The sequence below is a fragment of the Variovorax endophyticus genome (assembly GCF_025376855.1).
Lineage (GTDB): Bacteria > Pseudomonadota > Gammaproteobacteria > Burkholderiales > Burkholderiaceae_C > Variovorax.
In genome coordinates this window covers 209,589-226,518 of the sequence record NZ_JAHUTH010000003.1, presented here as the reverse complement: position 1 = coordinate 226,518, position 16,930 = coordinate 209,589, and the positions used below count along the sequence as shown (strand labels likewise).

Below are 16,930 nucleotides of genomic sequence, written 5' to 3'. Positions count from 1 at the left end.
TCAGCTCCCCGGCCGGATTGAAGAGGTGCCAGCGGCGGTGCCGAGCTGCGCGAGCAGACCTTGAATCGCATCCGCGCCGGCGTTGTCGGTGTTGACGGTGCCGAGGTCACGGCCATTGAGGCGCAGGTTCAGGTCAACGCGCCGCGTCGATTCCGGCCGCGGAATCGTGGTGGCCGTGTCGCCCTTGCCAAAGAAGGTTTCCTTCTCGGCAGCGCGTAGCAGGGCTTGGCTGATCGTGTCGCCTCCATAGAGGCGCTGGCCGGGGTTGCCGAAAAAAGGAATGTTTCCCTTGCCGTCGGAGAACTGCAGCGCGATGGCCCTGGCCTTCTTCTCGTCGGCAATGCCGGCTTCTTTCAGGAAGGCAGCGATGCCGGTCAAGGTGTTGAGGTTGCCCCCGGCGTTGACCGTGTTGCCGGCCTTGTCGGTGGAGAAACCATTTTTGTCGACGCCCAGCCGCTTGCGCTCGAGTTCCTGCTCGCGCTCGGCGAGCTGCAGCGCCTTCTCGCGCGCCTCGATGTCTCGTTCCCGCGCGCTGGTCACCTCACGGATGGCACCAGCCAGGCCGTAGGCCGCCTGGGTCGCATCCTGCTGTGCATCGCGCAGCTTGAGTGTCGAGCGGCCCGCGCTGTCGAGCACCACGTCGAAGCCACGAAGCGCGGCCTGCGCCTGCACCCAGCCAGGCGCGATGCCGTTCGCCGCTGCGATGGCGGCCTCGGCTGCGCGCTTCCACGCCTCGCCCAGGCCGATGGCGGTGGCCTGCCCGCTGTCGCGGATCATCTCGAAATCGCGCAGCGCCGTCTTCGCGGCCGTCTCGAGTTCGACCTTCGTCTGCACGCCAGCTCGCTGGAACGCCGCCGCGATCTCGGCCGCCGCCTCGGTCTGCGCGTTCTTGTTTGCCGTGGCCGCCTGCGCCGCCGCGATGTTGGCCTTGCGCAGCTCCTCGAGCTTCTCGGCCGCGAGCTGCAGATTCTCTGTAGCGATGGCTTGCTTGTATTCGGCCCGCAGACGCTCGACCGCGGCGCGCGCCTGCTCGGCACTCAGCTTCTGGGCCTCGGACGCGCCTGCAGCCTTCTGGCCCGCTTCCTGCGCGCTGTCGCCTGCGGCCTGCATCGACGCCGCCATGTCCGCGAAGGCATTGCTACCGGCCGCGGCTGCTGCGGCCGTTTGCTCCGCATCGCTGGTCAACCCAGCCCATCCCGCGCGCGCCGCCTCTGCGCCCTCGGTGGCACGGTCGAAGGCCTCTGCCGCCTTCTCCCCGAAGGCCTCCGCCACGGCAGCGGTCGCCTCGGCGGAGAGCTGGACCTCGGCCGCCGCCGCCTTGAACGCCGCGGCCACCTCGCCGAACGTGACCCGCGAGAGGCCCGACAGGATCAAGCCAATACCTTCCTGCACCGTCGAGGCGGCGTGCGCCATGCCCTCGGCGATCTTGAACGTGATCGCCACGACAGCATTGCCGCCGGCCACAATCACGCCCCAGACGGTTTGCACGATGTTGCCCGCCGCCTGCGCCCTCTGGCCGATGCTGTCGAGCTGGGCACCAACCCGCGCCGCCAGGTCTTCAGCCTTCGCGACAAGGGCGGGCACGTCCACGCTCGCGACAAACTCCTGCACCCACTTGATGCCATTGCGGAAAGCCGAGGCCAGCGCTTCGCCGAAGCGGCCCACGGTGCCGTCCGCCACCGCGCTGCGCAGCGCGCCCGCCAGGCGCTCCACGGCCTGCGTGAGCACCGGCAGGATGGGAGTCGTGAGCGCGTTGCGTACCGAGTCCCAGGCGGTCACCAGCCCCGAGAATGCGCCCTTGAGGTTGCGCTGCATGATCGCAGCCGCTTCCGCCGCGCTGCCGCTCGCGTCCTGCAGCGACTTCTTCAGGTCATCGAGCTTACCGATGCCCTGATTCAGCAGCGCACGCAACGCCGGGCCAGCCTCTTGGCCAACAGCAGCAATCGCCCGCTGTCCGGCCGGGCCGGCGGCAGCCAGCTCGTGCAGCATCTTCTCGAAATTCGTCGTCGTGATCCCGGCGGCGGCCAGCTCGGTACGGAACTTGGAGGCAGGGTCGGAGAACTGCGCAAGGATGCTGTTCAACGCCGTGCCGGCGCGGCTCGCATCGATGCCGGCATCTGCAAACTTGCCGATGATCGCCACCGTCGCCTCGAGGCCGATGCCCAGGGTGTTCGCCAGGGGCGCGGCATAGCTCAACGCCTGCGCCAGCCCGACAACACTGGTGTTCGTGGCATTGGCCCCCTTTGCGAGCACGTCAGCGACGCGGCCCGACTCCGAGAACGAAAGCCCCAGGCCGTTGACGATCTTCGTAAGATACTCGGCAGAGGTCGCAAGCTCGACATCCCCGGCCCGCGCGAGCGACATCGCCGCCGGCAGCGTTGCAATCGCATCGCGCACTGACAGGCCCGCTTTCGCGAGGTTCTCCAACGCACCAGCAGCCTCAAGCTGCGTGAAGTTGTAGCGCGCGTCAGCCGCCGCGTCTGCGGTTGCCTTGCGCAAGAGCCGCATTTCTTCTGCCGTCGCCCCCGTCGCGGCCTGCACCCGACTGAGCTGCTGCTCAAGATCTGCCCCGCCCTTGACCCACCCTGCAAAGGCCTGAATGCCGAAGTACCCGGCCACCAGCGCGGCGAACGCGATCACCCGCTGCTGCAGGCGATCAAACACCTTGGACGCATCGTCCTTCGCGTTGATGAGGATCTGAATCGGCTTGAATGCTGCCATGTGGAGGAGCTGCAGGAGTGAGAGTCAGGAGACGGATACGGCCTCGCAGGAAGCCGCATGCGTCACCCGCCCGACCCATGAGGGGCCGGGCATGGAGGTCAGGCGACCGGACGGCCTCCGACGTAGACGGCTTCCGCATTCGCGGGCTTCAATACGTCGATGTCGAATTCGACTTTCACGAACTCGACATCCGCCGACACGATGGGCAGCTCGCCCGACGGCGTGACGTTGACGCGGGGCATGTACCAATCCTTGTTGCTGCCCGCGGCGTTATCAGCCACCACACGGATCGCGGCGAGGAACGTGGTGTTGCCGCCGGTCTTGAGACGTTGGTACGTGCCGGCGGCAGGCGTGTAGCCGAACTGCACCATGCCAGCCGCAATGGCACCGCCGGCCATGATCTGCACGGCGCCGGTTTCCGGATCGACGTTGAAATCGACGCCGGCCTCATAGGGCGTGGTGCCGTCCTCGTTCTTCACCGTGACCGTGCTGACGTTGCGCACGCCGAGGGGGTTGGCGGCAGTCTGGCCGAGCTGATAGATCTTGCCCGGCATCACCTTGCGCAGTTCCCCGGTCACGGGCGCCGGCGATTGCGTCACCGTCTCGCTGGTGGCGGCGAGGAAGCGCTGATAGGTCGCCATGCTCATGTTGTTGCAGACGATCTTTGCGGTGCGCTTGATCTTTCCCGTCATCGTCCCGATGAGTTCGCTCGCCGCGGTTTCGGACGAGAACTCCTCGGCCTTCTCCGAGTCGACGGAGAGAACGAAGCTCGGGCAGTTGCCCATCTCCTCCTCGCCCGTCAGCTCCTCGAGGGCGTTCATGATGTCGAGACGCAGCCGGCCGCGCGGGGCCGACAGCTCGGTTTTCTGATGCACGATTGGCATGGATTTCCTTTCAGAGTTGCCCGTCGAAGCGGGCGGATGTAGAAAAAGCGAGTTCGATGCCGACTAGGCCGTTCTCGAGATAGGGGGGCGGCTTCACGCGCAGCAGCCGCAGACGCTCCCACCGCCTACCGGTCACCTGCCCCGGTGCCCAGCCGTGAAGCGCCTCGATGACTTGCGCGAATGCGCTATCGAGCTGCTGCAACGCCCCTGCATCGGCCCGCCTACCAACGAGCGTTACGAACCACAACGGCCGCACCAGCACGCCAGGAACCTCACTGGCCGGCACATCCGCATCACCAAACATCACGGACGCGAAGAGGTCGGGCTCCCGCTTTCCGGTGTCGGAGAACATGCCCTTTACGGTCCATGCTTCGGCCAGGATCGCGCGCAGCCGCTCCACGATGGCGGGTTCAAGTGCCAGCATCAGAGGCTCCCCAGCACGAGGCGGATGAATCCGGCGCCATCGGGCTCCGCAGTCACCACCTCGTAGCTGCGCCCGCGCAAAACAATGGTGTCGCCCCGCTCGACATTTGCTAGTAGCTCGGCGGCCCCGCTGCATTCAGGTGCGCTGGCGTCGATCTGCCCGCCGAAGGACTGCGCGGACGGCACATCGAAGATGACCGGCACGTCGACGCCCGCCACCGTCGCGATGGCGTTCGTAAGGTGGCCGAGCACCCCGGCATCCACCATGGCTTCGATATCGGCGAAGGGCGCGCGTGCGGACATGCTCGGGGCCTCAGCGAACCTTGGCCGACATCGAGGCGTTGACGCGGTACGGCACCGGCAGCGGGGCCGATTGCAGCAGCAGCAGGCGCACGGCCGGGTCCTTCTCCACCCACGACTTCGAGAAGTACGGCATGGCCTGAAAGCCGGACTCTTCGTCTTTGATCGCACCATAGGCGCGCGTGCCTTCGAGGTCCGGGCTCGTGATGAGCACCGTGTGGTCGGGCAGGTACGGCGTCAGCGCACCGGTGTCCGGGTCTTCGTACCAGCCGGCATAGACCCAGATATCGAAGTCGCCGATGTTGCCCATGTAGCGACCGCCCTCGCCGAGCACGGTCGCGTTGAGCTTGTCGGCGCCGCGGAAGCGGTCGAGCAGCTTCTGCACCGAAGGCGCAGCGCTGAAGAGCTGCCAAGCCTTCACGTCCATGATGAGCGTATTTCCGGCCGCGCCCGAGTGCTGCGTGACGCCCATCGACCACCCCTGCACGTCCTCGAGCGGGTCGACGCCGGCTTCGCCCCAGCGGTCGCCGGCAGTGAGTTCGACGGTCAGGTCGGCATGGCGGCCGAAGTCCACGACCACGGTCGGATACTGTTCGCCCTTGACGGTAACCTTACCGGTGCGCAGCGCTTCCACGGCCATAACTTCCTGACGGCGGGCGAGCATCTCGAGTTGATCCTGCAGATCGGCGGCGAGCAACGCCTGCAGGCGCTGCGCCGGCGACAGCTCGCCGCCGATGCGCTCACCGATTGCGCGCTTGAACGGGCGCGAACTGTCGAAGACGCGCTTGTCCTTGATGTAGGCGGGCTTGAAGGTCTTGGTGACGAAACCCTTCGATTGCACGACCTTGCCGGCCACGATGGGCGCGACGAACGGCGCCAGGCGGCGACGGCCGCTCTCCACGTCGAAGTGGATCTCCTCGCTCGTCTCGGTCTGCATGGCAGTGAAAAACGAATTGAGGATGAACGGCGCGGGGGCCGGAAGCTCGGCGATCACGCGCGCGAGGACGCCGATGGAAAAGATGTCCATGAAAGTTGCTCCTGATTGAGAGGTTGGATCGCTGGAAGCTGGGCGTCAGGCCACGTCGGCCAGCAAGGTGATGCCCTTGATGCGCAGGGCTTCGGTGATGCTGGCAACGGTGTGGCCCGCGCCGAGCACGACCGCGCTCGTGTTGAAGTCGCCGCGTGCATAGCCGAGCGCCTCGCGGTCGCCTGCGGTGGCGTCGACCGTTTCGGCCAGGATCAGGTCCGGCTTTTCGCTGCCATCGGTGGCCGCCGAGGCGCTGACGGTGTGCTTCTTCGAAGCAGTGATGACGCCGAGCACCGTGCCGGCCGCGTAGACCGCGCCCGCCAGCAGCGTGACCTTGCGGCCCACCAGCAGGTGGGCGTTGCCGGCCACGAGCACCTTGGAGACCGAGACGCCTTCCGTCGAGAAACTTGCGCGATAGTTCATGTTCGCAACTCCTGTGAATGGTTGAATCAGCGCGAGCCGCGGAAGCTCGCGACGATCTGGCTCGCGAGTGCGGCCTCGTCGGTCTGCGCGCCGCTGGCGGCCTCGACGCCCGAAACATCGGGATTGCCCACCGCGGCCATAGCGGTGGCGAAGGCATTCACAGGCGCGGCAGTCGCCACCGGCGCGGCACCGAGAACGGCGCCGGCTTGCTCGACGCTTAGGCCGCTGGTGACGCACTGAATGGCGAGCTGCGTGCGCCCGGCCGCGGCCTCGTGCGCAAAGATGCCGCTCACGCGGGTGCGCTCGGTCAGCGCGCCCTCATCGCGGCCTTCCGCGCGTGCCGCATCCACATTGGCCTGCGTGAAGGCGGAGGGAACTGCCGGCGCACCGGCGAGGGCTGCTGCGGCTTGATGACCGCCCGCCTCGTTGGGGGAAATGCCAGACATAGATGCTCCTTTGTCGTTGGCGTTGGATCGGGCGGTCGGCCCGACAGGGAAGGACCGGCCGCGTTGGGCAGCCAGTTCGGAAATCAGCTGGTCTGTGGTGGCAATGCGGTCGGCCAGGCCAGAGGCCACGGCCGCGACGCCGGAATAACTGGCGGCCTGCGTCTTGCGCACTGCCGCCGCTTCCATGCCGCGATGGCGCGCGACCGCATCCACGAACATCGTGTAGAGCCCGTCAATCTCGGCTTGCCAGGCGCTGCGCACGTCGGCAGGCAGCGGCTCGTAGGGGTTGCCGTCGACCTTGTGCGCACCGGCAAAGATGTGCGTCACGGTAATGCCGTCCTGATCGAGCGCGCGCGAGAAGTCGACGTGCCGCGAGACCACACCCACGGAGCCGGCATAGCCGGTTGCGGTAACCGCCACTTCGTCGGCGGCGCTGGCACCCAGGTAGGCGGCAGACAGCGCCATGCCGTCAGCGATGGCTTGCATGGGCTTGCGACCACGCGAATCGAACACGCGCTGCGCATATTCGAATGCGCCCTGCGCTTCGCCACCCGGGCTGTCGTAGACCTGAAGGACCGCGTGGATGTCAGGATGACTCATCGCATCCTCGAGGTCGGCGGCCAGGTCGTTGTAGCCAACGAGGAAAGTGCTCTCCGCCACATCGAGACGGCTGCGATGCAGCAATGCGCCGTTGACGTTGAGCACCGCGACGCCCTCGACCACGCGATAGCCGCGGTCGCTTTGCTCGCCGCGCCTCGTCGAAAACAGTTCAGGGGCCAGCTTGGGCAAGCCATCGGGCGAGGCGACCATTAGCGGCACGGCTCCGAGCAGGCGGTCGCTCAGGCCGGCAATGATGGCGTCGAGCTTTTGCGGATGGATGAGCAGCGGCGTGTTGAAGATCCGCGCTGCGAGATGGGGGTATTTCATGCGGCGGTTTCCTAGTTCTGACCCTGGGATGCGCCAGGCTGTTCGTCGTCGGACTTGTCCTGCCCGGCCGAAGCCAGAGCCACGGCAATGGGTTGCGCGGTGCTGAGGCCGCGGTCAGAGGCCATGCGTAACTCAATGGCGCGCTGATCCATGATTTCTTCGTAGTCGTCGCCCTGCTCTGCGCACTCTTTCTCGAGCGTGGAGATGCCCATTTCGATGCGCAGCCCGGCGGCCTGCGCCTCCTTCACTGGATCTACCCAGCCGCGGCCGCCGAAAATGAAGCGGGCACGCAAATAGGCGTAGCGGTTTTCGTAGAAACCTGGCGCTTCGATCTCACCGGCGTTTACGGCTTCTTCAAACCACAGTTCGTAGATGGCCCGAAGCCAGTAGTCGGTGAGCCAGCGGCGGCGGCCGTGGAAGTAGCGCCAGGCCTCAAGCAGGGCGGCACGCGCGCTGCTGTAGTTCGACTTGCTGAAGTCCTTCAGCAGCAGCTCATAGGGCAGGTTCATGCCGGCTGCGATGTGCCGCAACGAGGCCAGCATGAATGCCTCGAAGGCTTGATTTGGGCGGCCAGGTGTGAAGCTGGATAGTCGCGCTCCAGCGGGCAGCGGAATGACCGCAGCGCCCTTGAGCTGGCGGATGTTGCGGGTCTGCGCCACTGACGCATTCCACTGGTCGCGCGGGTTGTCGCCAAACAGTGCGGCTGCCGAGTTCGGATCGAGGTCCGATTCAAGGAAGGCGGCGACGAGCGAGTTTGCAAGGCTCGCCTGCAGCTCGTTCGCCGCGTACTTGCCGGCCATGTGGAACTCGCGCATGACGGCTGTGACGACCGGCTTGCCGCGCGATTGGCCGGTGCGTTCCTTGTCGTGCAGGTGGATGACACGACGACGGCCCCATGCGGTGAACGCAGGGATGCGGTCCCATTCCATGAGCTGCGCCTCTCGCGTCATGCCATAGAAGCCGAACGCGAACACATCGCCCGGGTGGCGCTTGAGAATGTGGTACGCCACAGGCGCGCCCCAACGGTCGAACTCGATGCCCTTACGGATGTCTTCGCGATGCTCGAGGCCCAGGGGCGTGGCGAGCCGATCCGCCTCGACCATCATCAATCGAGTGTTCCAGCGGGTGCCAGGACGGGGCAGCCATAGAGGCAAGCCCAAGGCGTCACCGTTGAGCATCGCACCGCCGAGGGCCTGCAACGTCAGGCCGAGCAGGTTCTGCGTGCGCGCGGCATCGCACTCGGTGGTCTCAGCCCATGAACGGAACTTCGCTTCGACCACGTTGCCCCATTCGCGACCCCGCTCACGCGTCCACCCGAGCAAGCGATAGTCCGGCGTCGAACTGAGACGCAGCACTGATCCCACGATGTTGTCGCGCATCGTCTGCATGCCGCCTGCCATGAGGCCGTTATTGCGGCCGAGGTCGCGCGAGCGTGCCGTCAGCGTGTCGAGGTCGGGCAGCAGATCCGCATCTGCGCTGCCTGCGATGGGGTTCCAACCATGCAGGGCTAAGTCGTTGGTTGACGCGGCTTCGTGCGCGTTCATTCCCGCGCCTGCGGGACCGCTGGCCCCAAGCGCGGAGGTGCGCTGGCCAGCGGATATGAGGCGGCGATTGCGGCGACCCATCTTCAAACGATGTAGATGGGGCCGCGCACTGCGCCGCCGGAAGCACCAGCTCCGCGAGATTCCAGCTCTTCGCTCAGCGCGGCGATTTCTTTGCGGATTTCAGCGACGTTCTGTTGATACTGAACGGAGCGCCCGTTGTGAGCGGCGGATGTAGGAGAAGCGAGTCGGTCCTGCAGCGACGCCATCAGGCGCGTGCGCATCGCTTGGAGTTCTGAAACCGAGAGGTGGCGGTAAATGCCCATGCATGCGATGACAACAGTTCATCGCGGACATTTCCGCTGGACAACATCACAAAATCTTGTCCGTCAAAGATAATCGGTGCGCGGCCAGAGCTTGTCCCAGAGTAATCTCAAAGAAACAAGGAACGAATAAATATGGCAAAAAAGATTTTGACAATCGGGTTGACCGTCGCAGGCGATGAAGTAACTTATGAATTGTTCTCCTCAAAAACATCTTTGTTAGACTGGGATATAGTAATTTTCCGTCCGGCTATAAACCATTATTGGAGCTCCTATACCGACCGATATCAAGGAAAGCCGTGCCTGGATGACACCAACTCATTTCAGTTAAAAGAAGATTGTGAGCATTGGAGAAGAGAAATAAAGCAAGCTGTCGAGGCTGGCAAAACGGTTTTCGTATACCTTCCTGAGGTTCAAGAAGTATTTATCGGAACGGGCACGAAAGAATTCTCAGGGACCGGGCGCAATGCGAGAGCAACGCGCCACGTCAAGTCATGGTCGAATTATTCAGCGCTTCCATTCGATCTAGCACCAACAAATGCTTCCGGTAGCGCCATGAAGCTTGCATCGCTTAAGGCTGAAATTCTAGCGCCCTACTGGGCCGAATTTAGTAGCGAGTCATCCTACAACGTCGTCTTGCCCGACAATCAAGTAATTCCTTCAATTTTGACAAAAAGCGGCGACAAAGCTGTCGGCGCTATTATTCGGAGCAAATCAACATCGGGAGCGCTTGTTTTACTCCCAGACATGAATTTTATTCAACCTCAGTTTTTTAGAACCAAGGGGGACGATCAATATTGGACAGCTAAAGGGCAACAATTCTCTCACCGCGTAATTGCCAGTCTCCTACAAATCGACAAGGCTCTCCACTCCGCCACGGAAATTACCCCTGAGCCCGAATGGGCTACAAGTGAGAAATTCGTTCTTGCCTCTGAAGCAGTTTTTCGCGCAAAACTTTTGGAAGCGGAACGCGCTGTGGAGCAGGCACAGAAAGCCAAAGAAGATATTCAGGAGAAATTGATGGGAGCCGGGCGGCTTCGAGGCCTTCTTTTTGAAAAAGGTAGGGCTTTGGAGTTTGCAATTATTGATGCCCTCCAAGTATTGGGGTTTAAAGCTGAATCATACAAAGATTCAGAATCTGAATTTGATGTTGTTTTTGAATCCAAGGAAGGAAGACTTCTTGGCGAAGCTGAAGGCAAAGACAGCAAAGCGATAAACGTAGACAAGCTGCGGCAGCTTTCAATGAATATATTAGAGGATCTGCAACGAGAGGAAGTGGCCAGCGCCGCCAAAGGCGTTTTATTTGGAAATGGATTCCGATTGCTTCCGCCCGGAGAAAGATCTGAACAATTTACGGAAAAATGCATCAGCGCTGCCAAAACAAATTCCACAGCATTGGTTGCAACCTCCGACCTATTCATCGCCGCACAGTATCTGAGCGAAAAATTTGATCGGCGATACGCCAAGAAATGCAGGGATGCCATCCTCTCAGGAGTAGCTTTGGTGAAATTTCCGGACCCAACGCCTCCGGTAAAAACCATCGCAACAAAGAAGGCAAGCCTCACCAAGACGAGCGTGGGGAATACCACCCAAGAGGAATAAATCCCCTAGCCTTGCGATATCTTTCTTATTTTTTGAGCCGCAATAATGCGACGTAGATGACGAGGCGTCATGCCATACTCGCGCGCCAATTCAAAAAGATTAGAGCCGTTAAATCGATTCGCGATTTCGCCATATGTGCGCAGTCGCTCTCGAGTAGTGCGGCGAGGCACGTAAATATGGGCGCCGCCCAAGCGGAGCATGATTCGGTCCACTAGCGAAGCTGCAGCTTGGTCAGGCGCAGTTACTCCGAAGCATTTCGCCATGGCTCTGGCTTCCTCCTCGATGATCGCGAGTGGTTCGTCGCTTGAGTGAGTTTCTGTCATCTTTAATTGAGAGCGATGGGAGAGAAGATGTCAAAGTCCGCCGCATGCGACGCGGCGGACGCATTCGCCGCGAGTACGGGGGCGGGTGTTTGAACTGAAGGAGGCGAAACGGTTGGCGCAGGCGCCGAGAACAGATCGCGCGCTGGCTGCACAGAGGCCTCCAGATCGCTCCAACGCTTGTCCGTGTAGTTGTGAAGGCCGAGGCCGAAGGCGGCGTGCAGCGCGTAGTTGCGGTTGTCGAGCACCTCGTTGCGTGGCCTGCGCTTGACCCAACGGTAGGTCTCTTTCCCATTGACCTTCACGAGGATGCGCTGCTCGGCCGTGAGTTGCTCGAACCACTCCTGCGGCAGCTCTCGGCTGAAATGAACGAAGCCTGGCCCCGCCTTCTCGATGGCGAGCTGCCCGAGCAACAGATCCTTTGCTGAGTCGATGCCCACATTCCACAGCTTGATGCCGTTGGGGATCTTCATGCCGTTCCAACGCACCTCCTGCGGGCTGCTGGGCCCCAAGACGGGCACGTTCTCTTCGCCTCGCCCCTTGATGGCGCGCAGCCTCGGGAGCTGGTGCTGTGTCTTGCGCACCCAGTTGTAGACCGCCTGCGTTTGGTCGCTCGAGTCGATGGAAATTGCGCTCAACCCCATCGAACCGCCGTGCCAAGCCTGCACGTATCGACTCGACAGGTAGGCCGCGACCGGCGCCCAGTCATCTTCGGATGCAGGATTGCCGTGGATGACGTAGTGGTCGACGTGCCAGGACTCCAAGCCGCGGCCCCACGCCCATACGTCGATTTCCCAACGGTCGCGCTGCACGTCCACCCCAGCTGTCAGGATCAGGCCACCCGCCGGCACCGTCTTCAGTGGGTAGTCCTCGGCACGCGATTGCAGCGCATGCTCATCAGTGCGCTCGCCAACGACTTCCCATGTCTCGCCGAGAGTCTCATTGACGAAAAGCTGCATCGGCCCCGAGTCGCCGCGGGCGAGCGCGTCAAGCGCTTCCTCGAATTCCTTGACGATGCTTTCCCATGTGCGCTGTGGGCTGTAAGCGGCCCAGATGTGCACTCCCAGCGTCTTCGGCGGACGAGTGGGAATGCCGTCGCTGTCGCGCCATACCCTGTCCGGCCCGAACCTCTTGCCCGTTTTCTCGCACACCCAGCTGCCCTGCATGGGAAGTCCGCCTTGCAGGAAGTCGCTCTGCCTAATGGACTTGCGGCAATGCGGGCAGACATGGTGCACGCTGGCGGGGTTACCTCGGTCCCACTTGAAACCGTGCAGCTTTCCTTTGCCGCCCCATGCGAGCGGATGCTCGAGTCCGCAGTGCTTGCAGTCGATGTAGAAGCGAACGAAACCCTCGGCGTTGAGCACGGCACGCTCGACATGGCACAACCCTTTGAAGCCAGGCGTCGAGCCGCCAACGAACTTCGGATAGGGCGCGCCTTCGAGGCGACCCTTCGCAAGGCCGCCCGGGTCGCCTGATTTCTCGATGGTCTGGTCGAAGGCGGACCACTCATCGAGGATGGCAATCGCCACGGTGATGCGCCGATAGGCTCGCTTGGCCTTCCCACCGAGCAGATGAAGAACGCTGTCGCGAAACTTCTTCATCTTGATGGTGTCGTCGCTGCCACCCCCCTTACGGCGCGCCGCCTGCACCGAGGGCACGCCGTCGCGCGCATCGAGGATGGGATCGATCTCGCTCTTGACGTAGCTGTCGCGGTCGTCGTCAGTCGGCTGCCAGAGTGCCTGCTTTCTCCGACGGTGCGCGATGTTGTAGGCCACGAAGGCGGTGATCATCTTCGTGTAGCCGACGCGCTTCGACTTCTCCACGTCGAGTTCCTCGATGCGGTCATCGCTCATGAAGTCGAGGATGCCGATCTGAAAGGACCACGCGATCCATCCACCCTTCTGGTGCGAGCTTTCGCCGGCCAGCTTGAAGTTGTCGCGGGCCCACTCGCTGAGCGTCTGAAAGACTTCGGCGCGCAGGCTGGCAAGGCCAAGGCTCACCGCGTGGATCACGGCGCGTAATGTTTCACGCGAAACGTACTCGGCCACTACTGCCCCGTCTCTTCGCCGAGCGCATCCTCTGCGCTGCCGTCGTCGTCAGAAGCCAACCGATCCATCTCAAGCACCACGAGCATTTCGGTCGCGCGAATCCATTCGTTGCGCGCGTTCGCAATGACCTGCTGCACGGTGGCCTTCGCCTCGTCCGGCAAGTCAGGGCACGCCTTGCGCAGCGCACCCTCGAGCTGCTCGAAGCGATCCACGACCGCGCTCGATGCCATGCCGAGCACGTCGGCGAGCAGGCCAATGGGCGCGAACTCGCCACGCGCCACGGCGTTCTTGATGTCCTGTGCCTCGCGCTGGCTGCGCGCGAGCCTGGCGCGCTCTTGCACGAGGTCGAGGCCGCCGGCTTCGACCGATGCGCGGCCAGCTGCCACCTCGCGCAGCCGTTCGCAGTAAGCGAGCAGCCACGCATGCGCGGTCTGGCCGCGCTCGATGACGCCCTCGCCCACCAGCTGGCTCGCCTTTGCTTCGCTCACCCCGACCAGCACAGCGAACTCCGCTTGCGTGATGCCCACGCCCATAGCCTCAACTACCTTCACTTAACCCCCTTAGGAAGGTCGGTGAACAGTCCGAGGACGCGGTTCGAATTACCCGCATTGCAGACCTCCAGGAGGGACCCGCCCCGTTGTTGACGCGCGACACCCCGCAAGGCCGCACGAGAGGTGCGGGACGCGGCGGACATCGATTGAAAAGACGTTCTATTCATTCGCCTGCCAGCCTGCGGATGCGATAGCGGATGCGACGCTCGATGTATGACTCGAGGTCTGCACGCTCGGCAACGCGCTCTCTGCTGATGCGTGGTTCGTAGATGCCATCACGAACGAACATGAGCACAGGCCGCACGATGAACCCATCAAGCCCAGTCGCCGCCCATATGCCTGGCGCCATGTGCTTCGCTGGCCCGCTGCGCAGATAGCCGAACGAGACGAAGAAGCGCACACCCTCGCGCGTCTTCGTGCCCTTGTGCAGCCGGGCCTTGCGCCTATCCGTCATGTTGGCCTTGTAGCCTTGCTCTCCCATCGCCTGGAAGTAGGACAGCAACTGCACTAGGAAGCCACCACGGATGTTTCCCCTACCGTCATCGCTGCCCGGGTAGGGTGTTTCCGGGATCGCCGTCTGATAGCCCGACGGCAGGATGCCGATGCGCCGCAGCGCCGCCTCGCTTCGCTTGTCGCGACGTGCGCCCCCGAACTCCTGCGCCTGAAGGATCTTCTGAGGGTCCACGCCCTTTCCACCGAAGTACGTCGGTTCGACCTCCACACTCAACCGCTCGGGCGTGGCCTTGCGCACGTATACGCTCTTGAGGATGTAGGGGGTGGGCCGGTCGAACCGGTCGCGCATCTCGCGCTGCCACTCGCGCCGCCCCTGAAAGCCACCATCGTTCAGGCCTTCGGCATATGCCTGCTTTGCCTGCTGGCCCGACAACTTGGCGAGCTGCGACTGCACGCTCTTGAGGCTGCTCGGGTCAAACGCCACGGTCACGCGCATACCACCTCCCCTGCCGCTGCCGCGGCGCGCATCACGGCGCGAGTGAACGTTATGAAGTTCGGGCCGCGTCCTACCGAAAAGGCAACCTCATCCCACGGCGCGAGGCCCAGCTCAATGGCCCTCGCGTCGATGCCCCCTCGCGTCTCATGCCACGGGCGCGACGACACCACAGGAGTGCAGACCTCATCGAGCCAGCGGGCATTACGAAGCCAGGTCGCGAATTCGGGCACGAACTCTCCATCGTCCTTCGTCCACCTCCTGCTAAGCCTTTGGGCCTCGATGGCCGAGCGCATCGTCTGCTGCAGCTCGGCGGTTGGCGCGATCCGAAGATATCGACGCTCAGCCTTGAGGCGGTTGGCATGGTTCGGGTAGATCGACCAAAGGTCATCGAACCCGGTCGCCCCCCCGCCGGGGGGTAGGGGGGTATGGTTAATGACGGTTCCTGAAGATTCGGGTGACATAGCTGTGTCACCCCCCCGCGACATAGCTGTGTCACCCCTCGCGTCACCGGTGTCACCCCTCACGCCCCCTTCGAGGGGTGTCAATCTGTCACCCGTGTGGATAACTTCGCCCCCTTCATGGGGTGTCACTTTGTCACCCCTCGGTGCGATGTCCTGTCCGGCCACCCACGAAGGGGCAACGCGGTATTCGTTCGTCGAGCCTCGCCGACCGGTCGCGGCGCTGACACGCTCCAACCACCCGAGGGCTACCATCTTTTGAAGCTGCCGCTGCACCGTGCGCGTGCTCTGTCGCGTCTTGCGCGCCAGCTCACCGACGGACGGCCAGATCTTCGAACCATCGTCATGGGCGTGATCGGCCAGCGCGAGCGCGAGCAGCATCTCGCTGCCACCCTCGGGATAGCGGTCAAAGACCATCGTCATCAGCCGGATGCTCATGGGGCGGCGCGCTCTCCCCGCCCCGCCAGAGGCGCACCGCCCATCCGCGGCTCCTCGCGCATCAGGCTGCGCAGCAACGCGAGCGCGTGCCCGATACCGGCGACCGCTTCGGCCGCGTGGAACTCCGCTTTGCGCATCTGGTTGGCAGACACCCCACCAGCACGTCGGGTGAGCGCCTCGCCGAGCGCCTGCGCGTAGTCAGCGAACGCCATCTGCATCCGTACCAAGGTGTCGATCGGATCGCCCTCGGAATGCACCGGCGTGGCTGGAATGCATGCGAACCCCAGCTCACCCGCAATGGCATGCAGGATCCGATAGTCACGGCTCTGCCACTGCATCTCGATGGCGTCGCGCAGCGTCAGAAAGTGGGTGGTGTTCTTCGGGTTGACCTTGTGGGTCAACGTGTTGGCATTGACCTGCATGCGCTTCGCCAGCGCATCGATGCCCCCGGCATACCCGTGCGCTGTGTCGTGCGCTGCAATCGCGGCATCGTGGCCGCGGGGCATGTCGGGCACAGGCTCATCGGCGCCATAGCCGTGCGCCGCGTCAATTGAGATATTCGTTCTCATGCAGACCTTAGAGAAAAGCGACCAGTACCCAGCGCCTGCGGGTTCGGCTCCGACACTGGCGGAGCGGATCGATGCCATCGAGCAATTCCTGCAGCAGCTCGTGCTTCTGCTAGAGGTCGAACCGGAACTGAACCGCGAAAGCATCGCGGCCTGGCTCGATATCGTTGGCAGAAGCGAGCGCGCTCACGGACTTCAATCACGACGGCAAAAAGTAGCGATGGACTCTCTGCGCGCGGTCGTTCTTTCTCCCGCCGTAGACGTGCTACGGCCGGCGACCTGATGGTTTTTGTGAGGCGCCCCGCCGTGCATGACGCTCTACCCATTTGCACCGCCTTGCCTACGGCGCGCCGCTCGGTACGAATGAGACAAGACGCCGCAGAAGGCAAAAAACCAAAGAACACCGAGCAAGCTATGACCCAGCGCGAACAGCGCCGCGACCATTGCGAGATCGAAGAGCATCGCAGCGCGCTCGCCGTACACGCGCGGCCCTGCCGGGAGGACGTTGTTCGGTGGCCCGAGCACCATCGCAATGCCAAAGAGGCCGCCCAACACGATCCACGCGGTCAGCAGCCGACCGGCAGCCATAACCTGTCCGAGCTGCCAGGCGACAAGCAGTCCGTATTCCGCCGCGGTGGACGACCACACGATGACAGTGGGCCAAGCGCTCCAACGCCTATGCATGCGCACTTGCCCCTTGAACTTGGGCCGGGTGGTCCCTCAGTACATCCCACGCAACATCTGGACGAAGGTCTTCGCACCGGACAACATGGTTTGTTGCCCGCTCGATCAGCGGGCACCTCTCGGCAGGAACCTGCCTTCTCGTCTCGGGGTTTTCGGAAGCCCACGCGCTCAGCAACGGAGCCGGTACGTCCAAGGTTTTGGCGAGCTGCGCCTGCGCGCCTCGCTTGGTCGCGAAGTATTCGGAAAGCCTCATGACCCGATTATTTAGCGATACGCTAAACACAGTCAATAGCACTGCG

19 protein-coding genes are annotated in these 16,930 nt (G+C 63.2%); 2 read left to right on the top strand and 17 right to left on the bottom strand.

Annotated features, from left to right (window positions below; all coding sequences use genetic code 11):
• The 9 genes from KV106_RS05760 to KV106_RS05720 form a co-directional block, all read right to left on the bottom strand.
• Positions 1–2,721 (bottom strand): phage tail tape measure protein, encoded by a 2,721-nt coding sequence (locus tag KV106_RS05760; protein ID WP_261206983.1) that lies wholly within the window; start codon positions 2,719–2,721, stop codon positions 1–3.
• Positions 2,722–2,819: 98 nt separating this feature from the next.
• On the bottom strand, positions 2,820–3,605 hold the full coding sequence (locus KV106_RS05755; protein WP_261206981.1) for a phage tail tube protein: 786 nt from the start codon (positions 3,603–3,605) through the stop codon (positions 2,820–2,822).
• Between the two features lie 10 nt (positions 3,606–3,615).
• The gene (locus tag KV106_RS05750) at positions 3,616–4,029 is read right to left on the bottom strand and encodes a hypothetical protein (protein ID WP_261206979.1); all 414 of its coding nucleotides are present in this window, start codon (positions 4,027–4,029) and stop codon (positions 3,616–3,618) included.
• The gene (locus KV106_RS05745) at positions 4,029–4,331 is read right to left on the bottom strand and encodes a head-tail joining protein (RefSeq protein WP_203202509.1); all 303 of its coding nucleotides are present in this window, start codon (positions 4,329–4,331) and stop codon (positions 4,029–4,031) included. The genes KV106_RS05750 and KV106_RS05745 overlap by 1 nt, the downstream gene beginning before the upstream one ends.
• Before the next feature lie 10 nt (positions 4,332–4,341).
• Entirely contained in the window at positions 4,342–5,355 is a 1,014-nt protein-coding gene (locus KV106_RS05740; RefSeq protein ID WP_261206975.1) for a major capsid protein, read from the bottom strand.
• A 45-nt stretch (positions 5,356–5,400) separates the two neighbouring features.
• The gene (locus KV106_RS05735) at positions 5,401–5,778 is read right to left on the bottom strand and encodes a head decoration protein (RefSeq protein WP_261206973.1); all 378 of its coding nucleotides are present in this window, start codon (positions 5,776–5,778) and stop codon (positions 5,401–5,403) included.
• A 26-nt stretch (positions 5,779–5,804) separates the two neighbouring features.
• A complete protein-coding gene (locus KV106_RS05730) occupies positions 5,805–7,151 on the bottom strand; it encodes a S49 family peptidase (RefSeq protein ID WP_261206971.1) in 1,347 nt (448 codons plus the stop codon).
• 11 nt (positions 7,152–7,162) lie between these two features.
• On the bottom strand, positions 7,163–8,695 hold the full coding sequence (locus KV106_RS05725) for a phage portal protein (protein WP_261206970.1): 1,533 nt from the start codon (positions 8,693–8,695) through the stop codon (positions 7,163–7,165).
• Positions 8,696–8,778: 83 nt separating this feature from the next.
• Positions 8,779–8,976 carry a hypothetical protein gene (locus KV106_RS05720; protein WP_261206967.1) on the bottom strand — a complete coding sequence of 66 codons (198 nt, stop codon included), beginning with the start codon at positions 8,974–8,976 and terminating at the stop codon, positions 8,779–8,781.
• A gap of 174 nt (positions 8,977–9,150) precedes the next feature.
• Between KV106_RS05720 and KV106_RS05715 the strand changes: the two genes are divergently transcribed.
• Positions 9,151–10,617 (top strand): hypothetical protein, encoded by a 1,467-nt coding sequence (locus KV106_RS05715; protein WP_261206966.1) that lies wholly within the window; start codon positions 9,151–9,153, stop codon positions 10,615–10,617.
• A gap of 5 nt (positions 10,618–10,622) precedes the next feature.
• On the opposite strand, the gene KV106_RS40060 is transcribed toward KV106_RS05715, so the two are convergent.
• The 6 genes from KV106_RS40060 to KV106_RS05690 form a co-directional block, all read right to left on the bottom strand.
• The gene (locus tag KV106_RS40060) at positions 10,623–10,880 is read right to left on the bottom strand and encodes a Mor transcription activator family protein (RefSeq protein ID WP_409976485.1); all 258 of its coding nucleotides are present in this window, start codon (positions 10,878–10,880) and stop codon (positions 10,623–10,625) included.
• Between the two features lie 62 nt (positions 10,881–10,942).
• A complete protein-coding gene (locus KV106_RS05710; protein ID WP_261206964.1) occupies positions 10,943–12,985 on the bottom strand; it encodes a phage terminase large subunit family protein in 2,043 nt (680 codons plus the stop codon).
• Positions 12,985–13,512: a hypothetical protein gene (locus KV106_RS05705; protein ID WP_261206962.1), complete on the bottom strand. Its 528-nt coding sequence runs from the start codon at positions 13,510–13,512 to the stop codon at positions 12,985–12,987. The genes KV106_RS05710 and KV106_RS05705 overlap by 1 nt, the downstream gene beginning before the upstream one ends.
• Positions 13,513–13,699: 187 nt before the next feature.
• Entirely contained in the window at positions 13,700–14,485 is a 786-nt protein-coding gene (locus KV106_RS05700) for a hypothetical protein (protein ID WP_261206960.1), read from the bottom strand.
• Positions 14,476–15,381 carry a MarR family transcriptional regulator gene (locus KV106_RS05695; protein ID WP_261206958.1) on the bottom strand — a complete coding sequence of 302 codons (906 nt, stop codon included), beginning with the start codon at positions 15,379–15,381 and terminating at the stop codon, positions 14,476–14,478. Before KV106_RS05695 ends, KV106_RS05700 begins: the two co-directional genes overlap by 10 nt.
• Complete coding sequence (locus KV106_RS05690) at positions 15,378–15,950, bottom strand: phage regulatory CII family protein (RefSeq protein ID WP_261206956.1); 573 nt, start codon at positions 15,948–15,950, stop codon at positions 15,378–15,380. Before KV106_RS05690 ends, KV106_RS05695 begins: the two co-directional genes overlap by 4 nt.
• Here KV106_RS05690 and KV106_RS05685 point away from each other — a divergent pair.
• Positions 15,949–16,230 (top strand): hypothetical protein, encoded by a 282-nt coding sequence (locus KV106_RS05685; RefSeq protein WP_261206954.1) that lies wholly within the window; start codon positions 15,949–15,951, stop codon positions 16,228–16,230. The two genes, KV106_RS05690 and KV106_RS05685, sit on opposite strands and share 2 nt — an antisense overlap.
• Before the next feature lie 35 nt (positions 16,231–16,265).
• Here KV106_RS05685 and KV106_RS05680 read toward each other — a convergent pair whose 3' ends face one another.
• A complete protein-coding gene (locus KV106_RS05680; protein WP_261206953.1) occupies positions 16,266–16,595 on the bottom strand; it encodes a hypothetical protein in 330 nt (109 codons plus the stop codon).
• Between the two features lie 28 nt (positions 16,596–16,623).
• Positions 16,624–16,884 (bottom strand): transcriptional regulator, encoded by a 261-nt coding sequence (locus KV106_RS40055; RefSeq protein WP_409976484.1) that lies wholly within the window; start codon positions 16,882–16,884, stop codon positions 16,624–16,626.
• Positions 16,885–16,930 lie beyond the last annotated feature (46 nt).

What these genes read in the sequence shown, in the direction of transcription:
- KV106_RS05735 (WP_261206973.1), bottom strand. Translation starts at nt 5,778, where the DNA reads ATGAACTATCGCGCAAGTTTCTCGACGGAAGGCGTCTCGGTCTCCAAG.
- KV106_RS05745 (WP_203202509.1), bottom strand. Translation starts at nt 4,331, where the DNA reads ATGTCCGCACGCGCGCCCTTCGCCGATATCGAAGCCATGGTGGATGCC.
- KV106_RS05685 (WP_261206954.1), top strand. Translation starts at nt 15,949, where the DNA reads ATGCAGACCTTAGAGAAAAGCGACCAGTACCCAGCGCCTGCGGGTTCG.
- KV106_RS05720 (WP_261206967.1), bottom strand. Translation starts at nt 8,976, where the DNA reads ATGCGCACGCGCCTGATGGCGTCGCTGCAGGACCGACTCGCTTCTCCT.
- KV106_RS05730 (WP_261206971.1), bottom strand. Translation starts at nt 7,151, where the DNA reads ATGAAATACCCCCATCTCGCAGCGCGGATCTTCAACACGCCGCTGCTC.
- KV106_RS05760 (WP_261206983.1), bottom strand. Translation starts at nt 2,721, where the DNA reads ATGGCAGCATTCAAGCCGATTCAGATCCTCATCAACGCGAAGGACGAT.
- KV106_RS05695 (WP_261206958.1), bottom strand. Translation starts at nt 15,381, where the DNA reads ATGAGCATCCGGCTGATGACGATGGTCTTTGACCGCTATCCCGAGGGT.
- KV106_RS05690 (WP_261206956.1), bottom strand. Translation starts at nt 15,950, where the DNA reads ATGAGAACGAATATCTCAATTGACGCGGCGCACGGCTATGGCGCCGAT.
- KV106_RS40060 (WP_409976485.1), bottom strand. Translation starts at nt 10,880, where the DNA reads ATGGCGAAATGCTTCGGAGTAACTGCGCCTGACCAAGCTGCAGCTTCG.
- KV106_RS05725 (WP_261206970.1), bottom strand. Translation starts at nt 8,695, where the DNA reads ATGAACGCGCACGAAGCCGCGTCAACCAACGACTTAGCCCTGCATGGT.
- KV106_RS05750 (WP_261206979.1), bottom strand. Translation starts at nt 4,029, where the DNA reads ATGCTGGCACTTGAACCCGCCATCGTGGAGCGGCTGCGCGCGATCCTG.
- KV106_RS05740 (WP_261206975.1), bottom strand. Translation starts at nt 5,355, where the DNA reads ATGGACATCTTTTCCATCGGCGTCCTCGCGCGCGTGATCGCCGAGCTT.
- KV106_RS05755 (WP_261206981.1), bottom strand. Translation starts at nt 3,605, where the DNA reads ATGCCAATCGTGCATCAGAAAACCGAGCTGTCGGCCCCGCGCGGCCGG.
- KV106_RS40055 (WP_409976484.1), bottom strand. Translation starts at nt 16,884, where the DNA reads ATGAGGCTTTCCGAATACTTCGCGACCAAGCGAGGCGCGCAGGCGCAG.
- KV106_RS05715 (WP_261206966.1), top strand. Translation starts at nt 9,151, where the DNA reads ATGGCAAAAAAGATTTTGACAATCGGGTTGACCGTCGCAGGCGATGAA.
- KV106_RS05700 (WP_261206960.1), bottom strand. Translation starts at nt 14,485, where the DNA reads ATGCGCGTGACCGTGGCGTTTGACCCGAGCAGCCTCAAGAGCGTGCAG.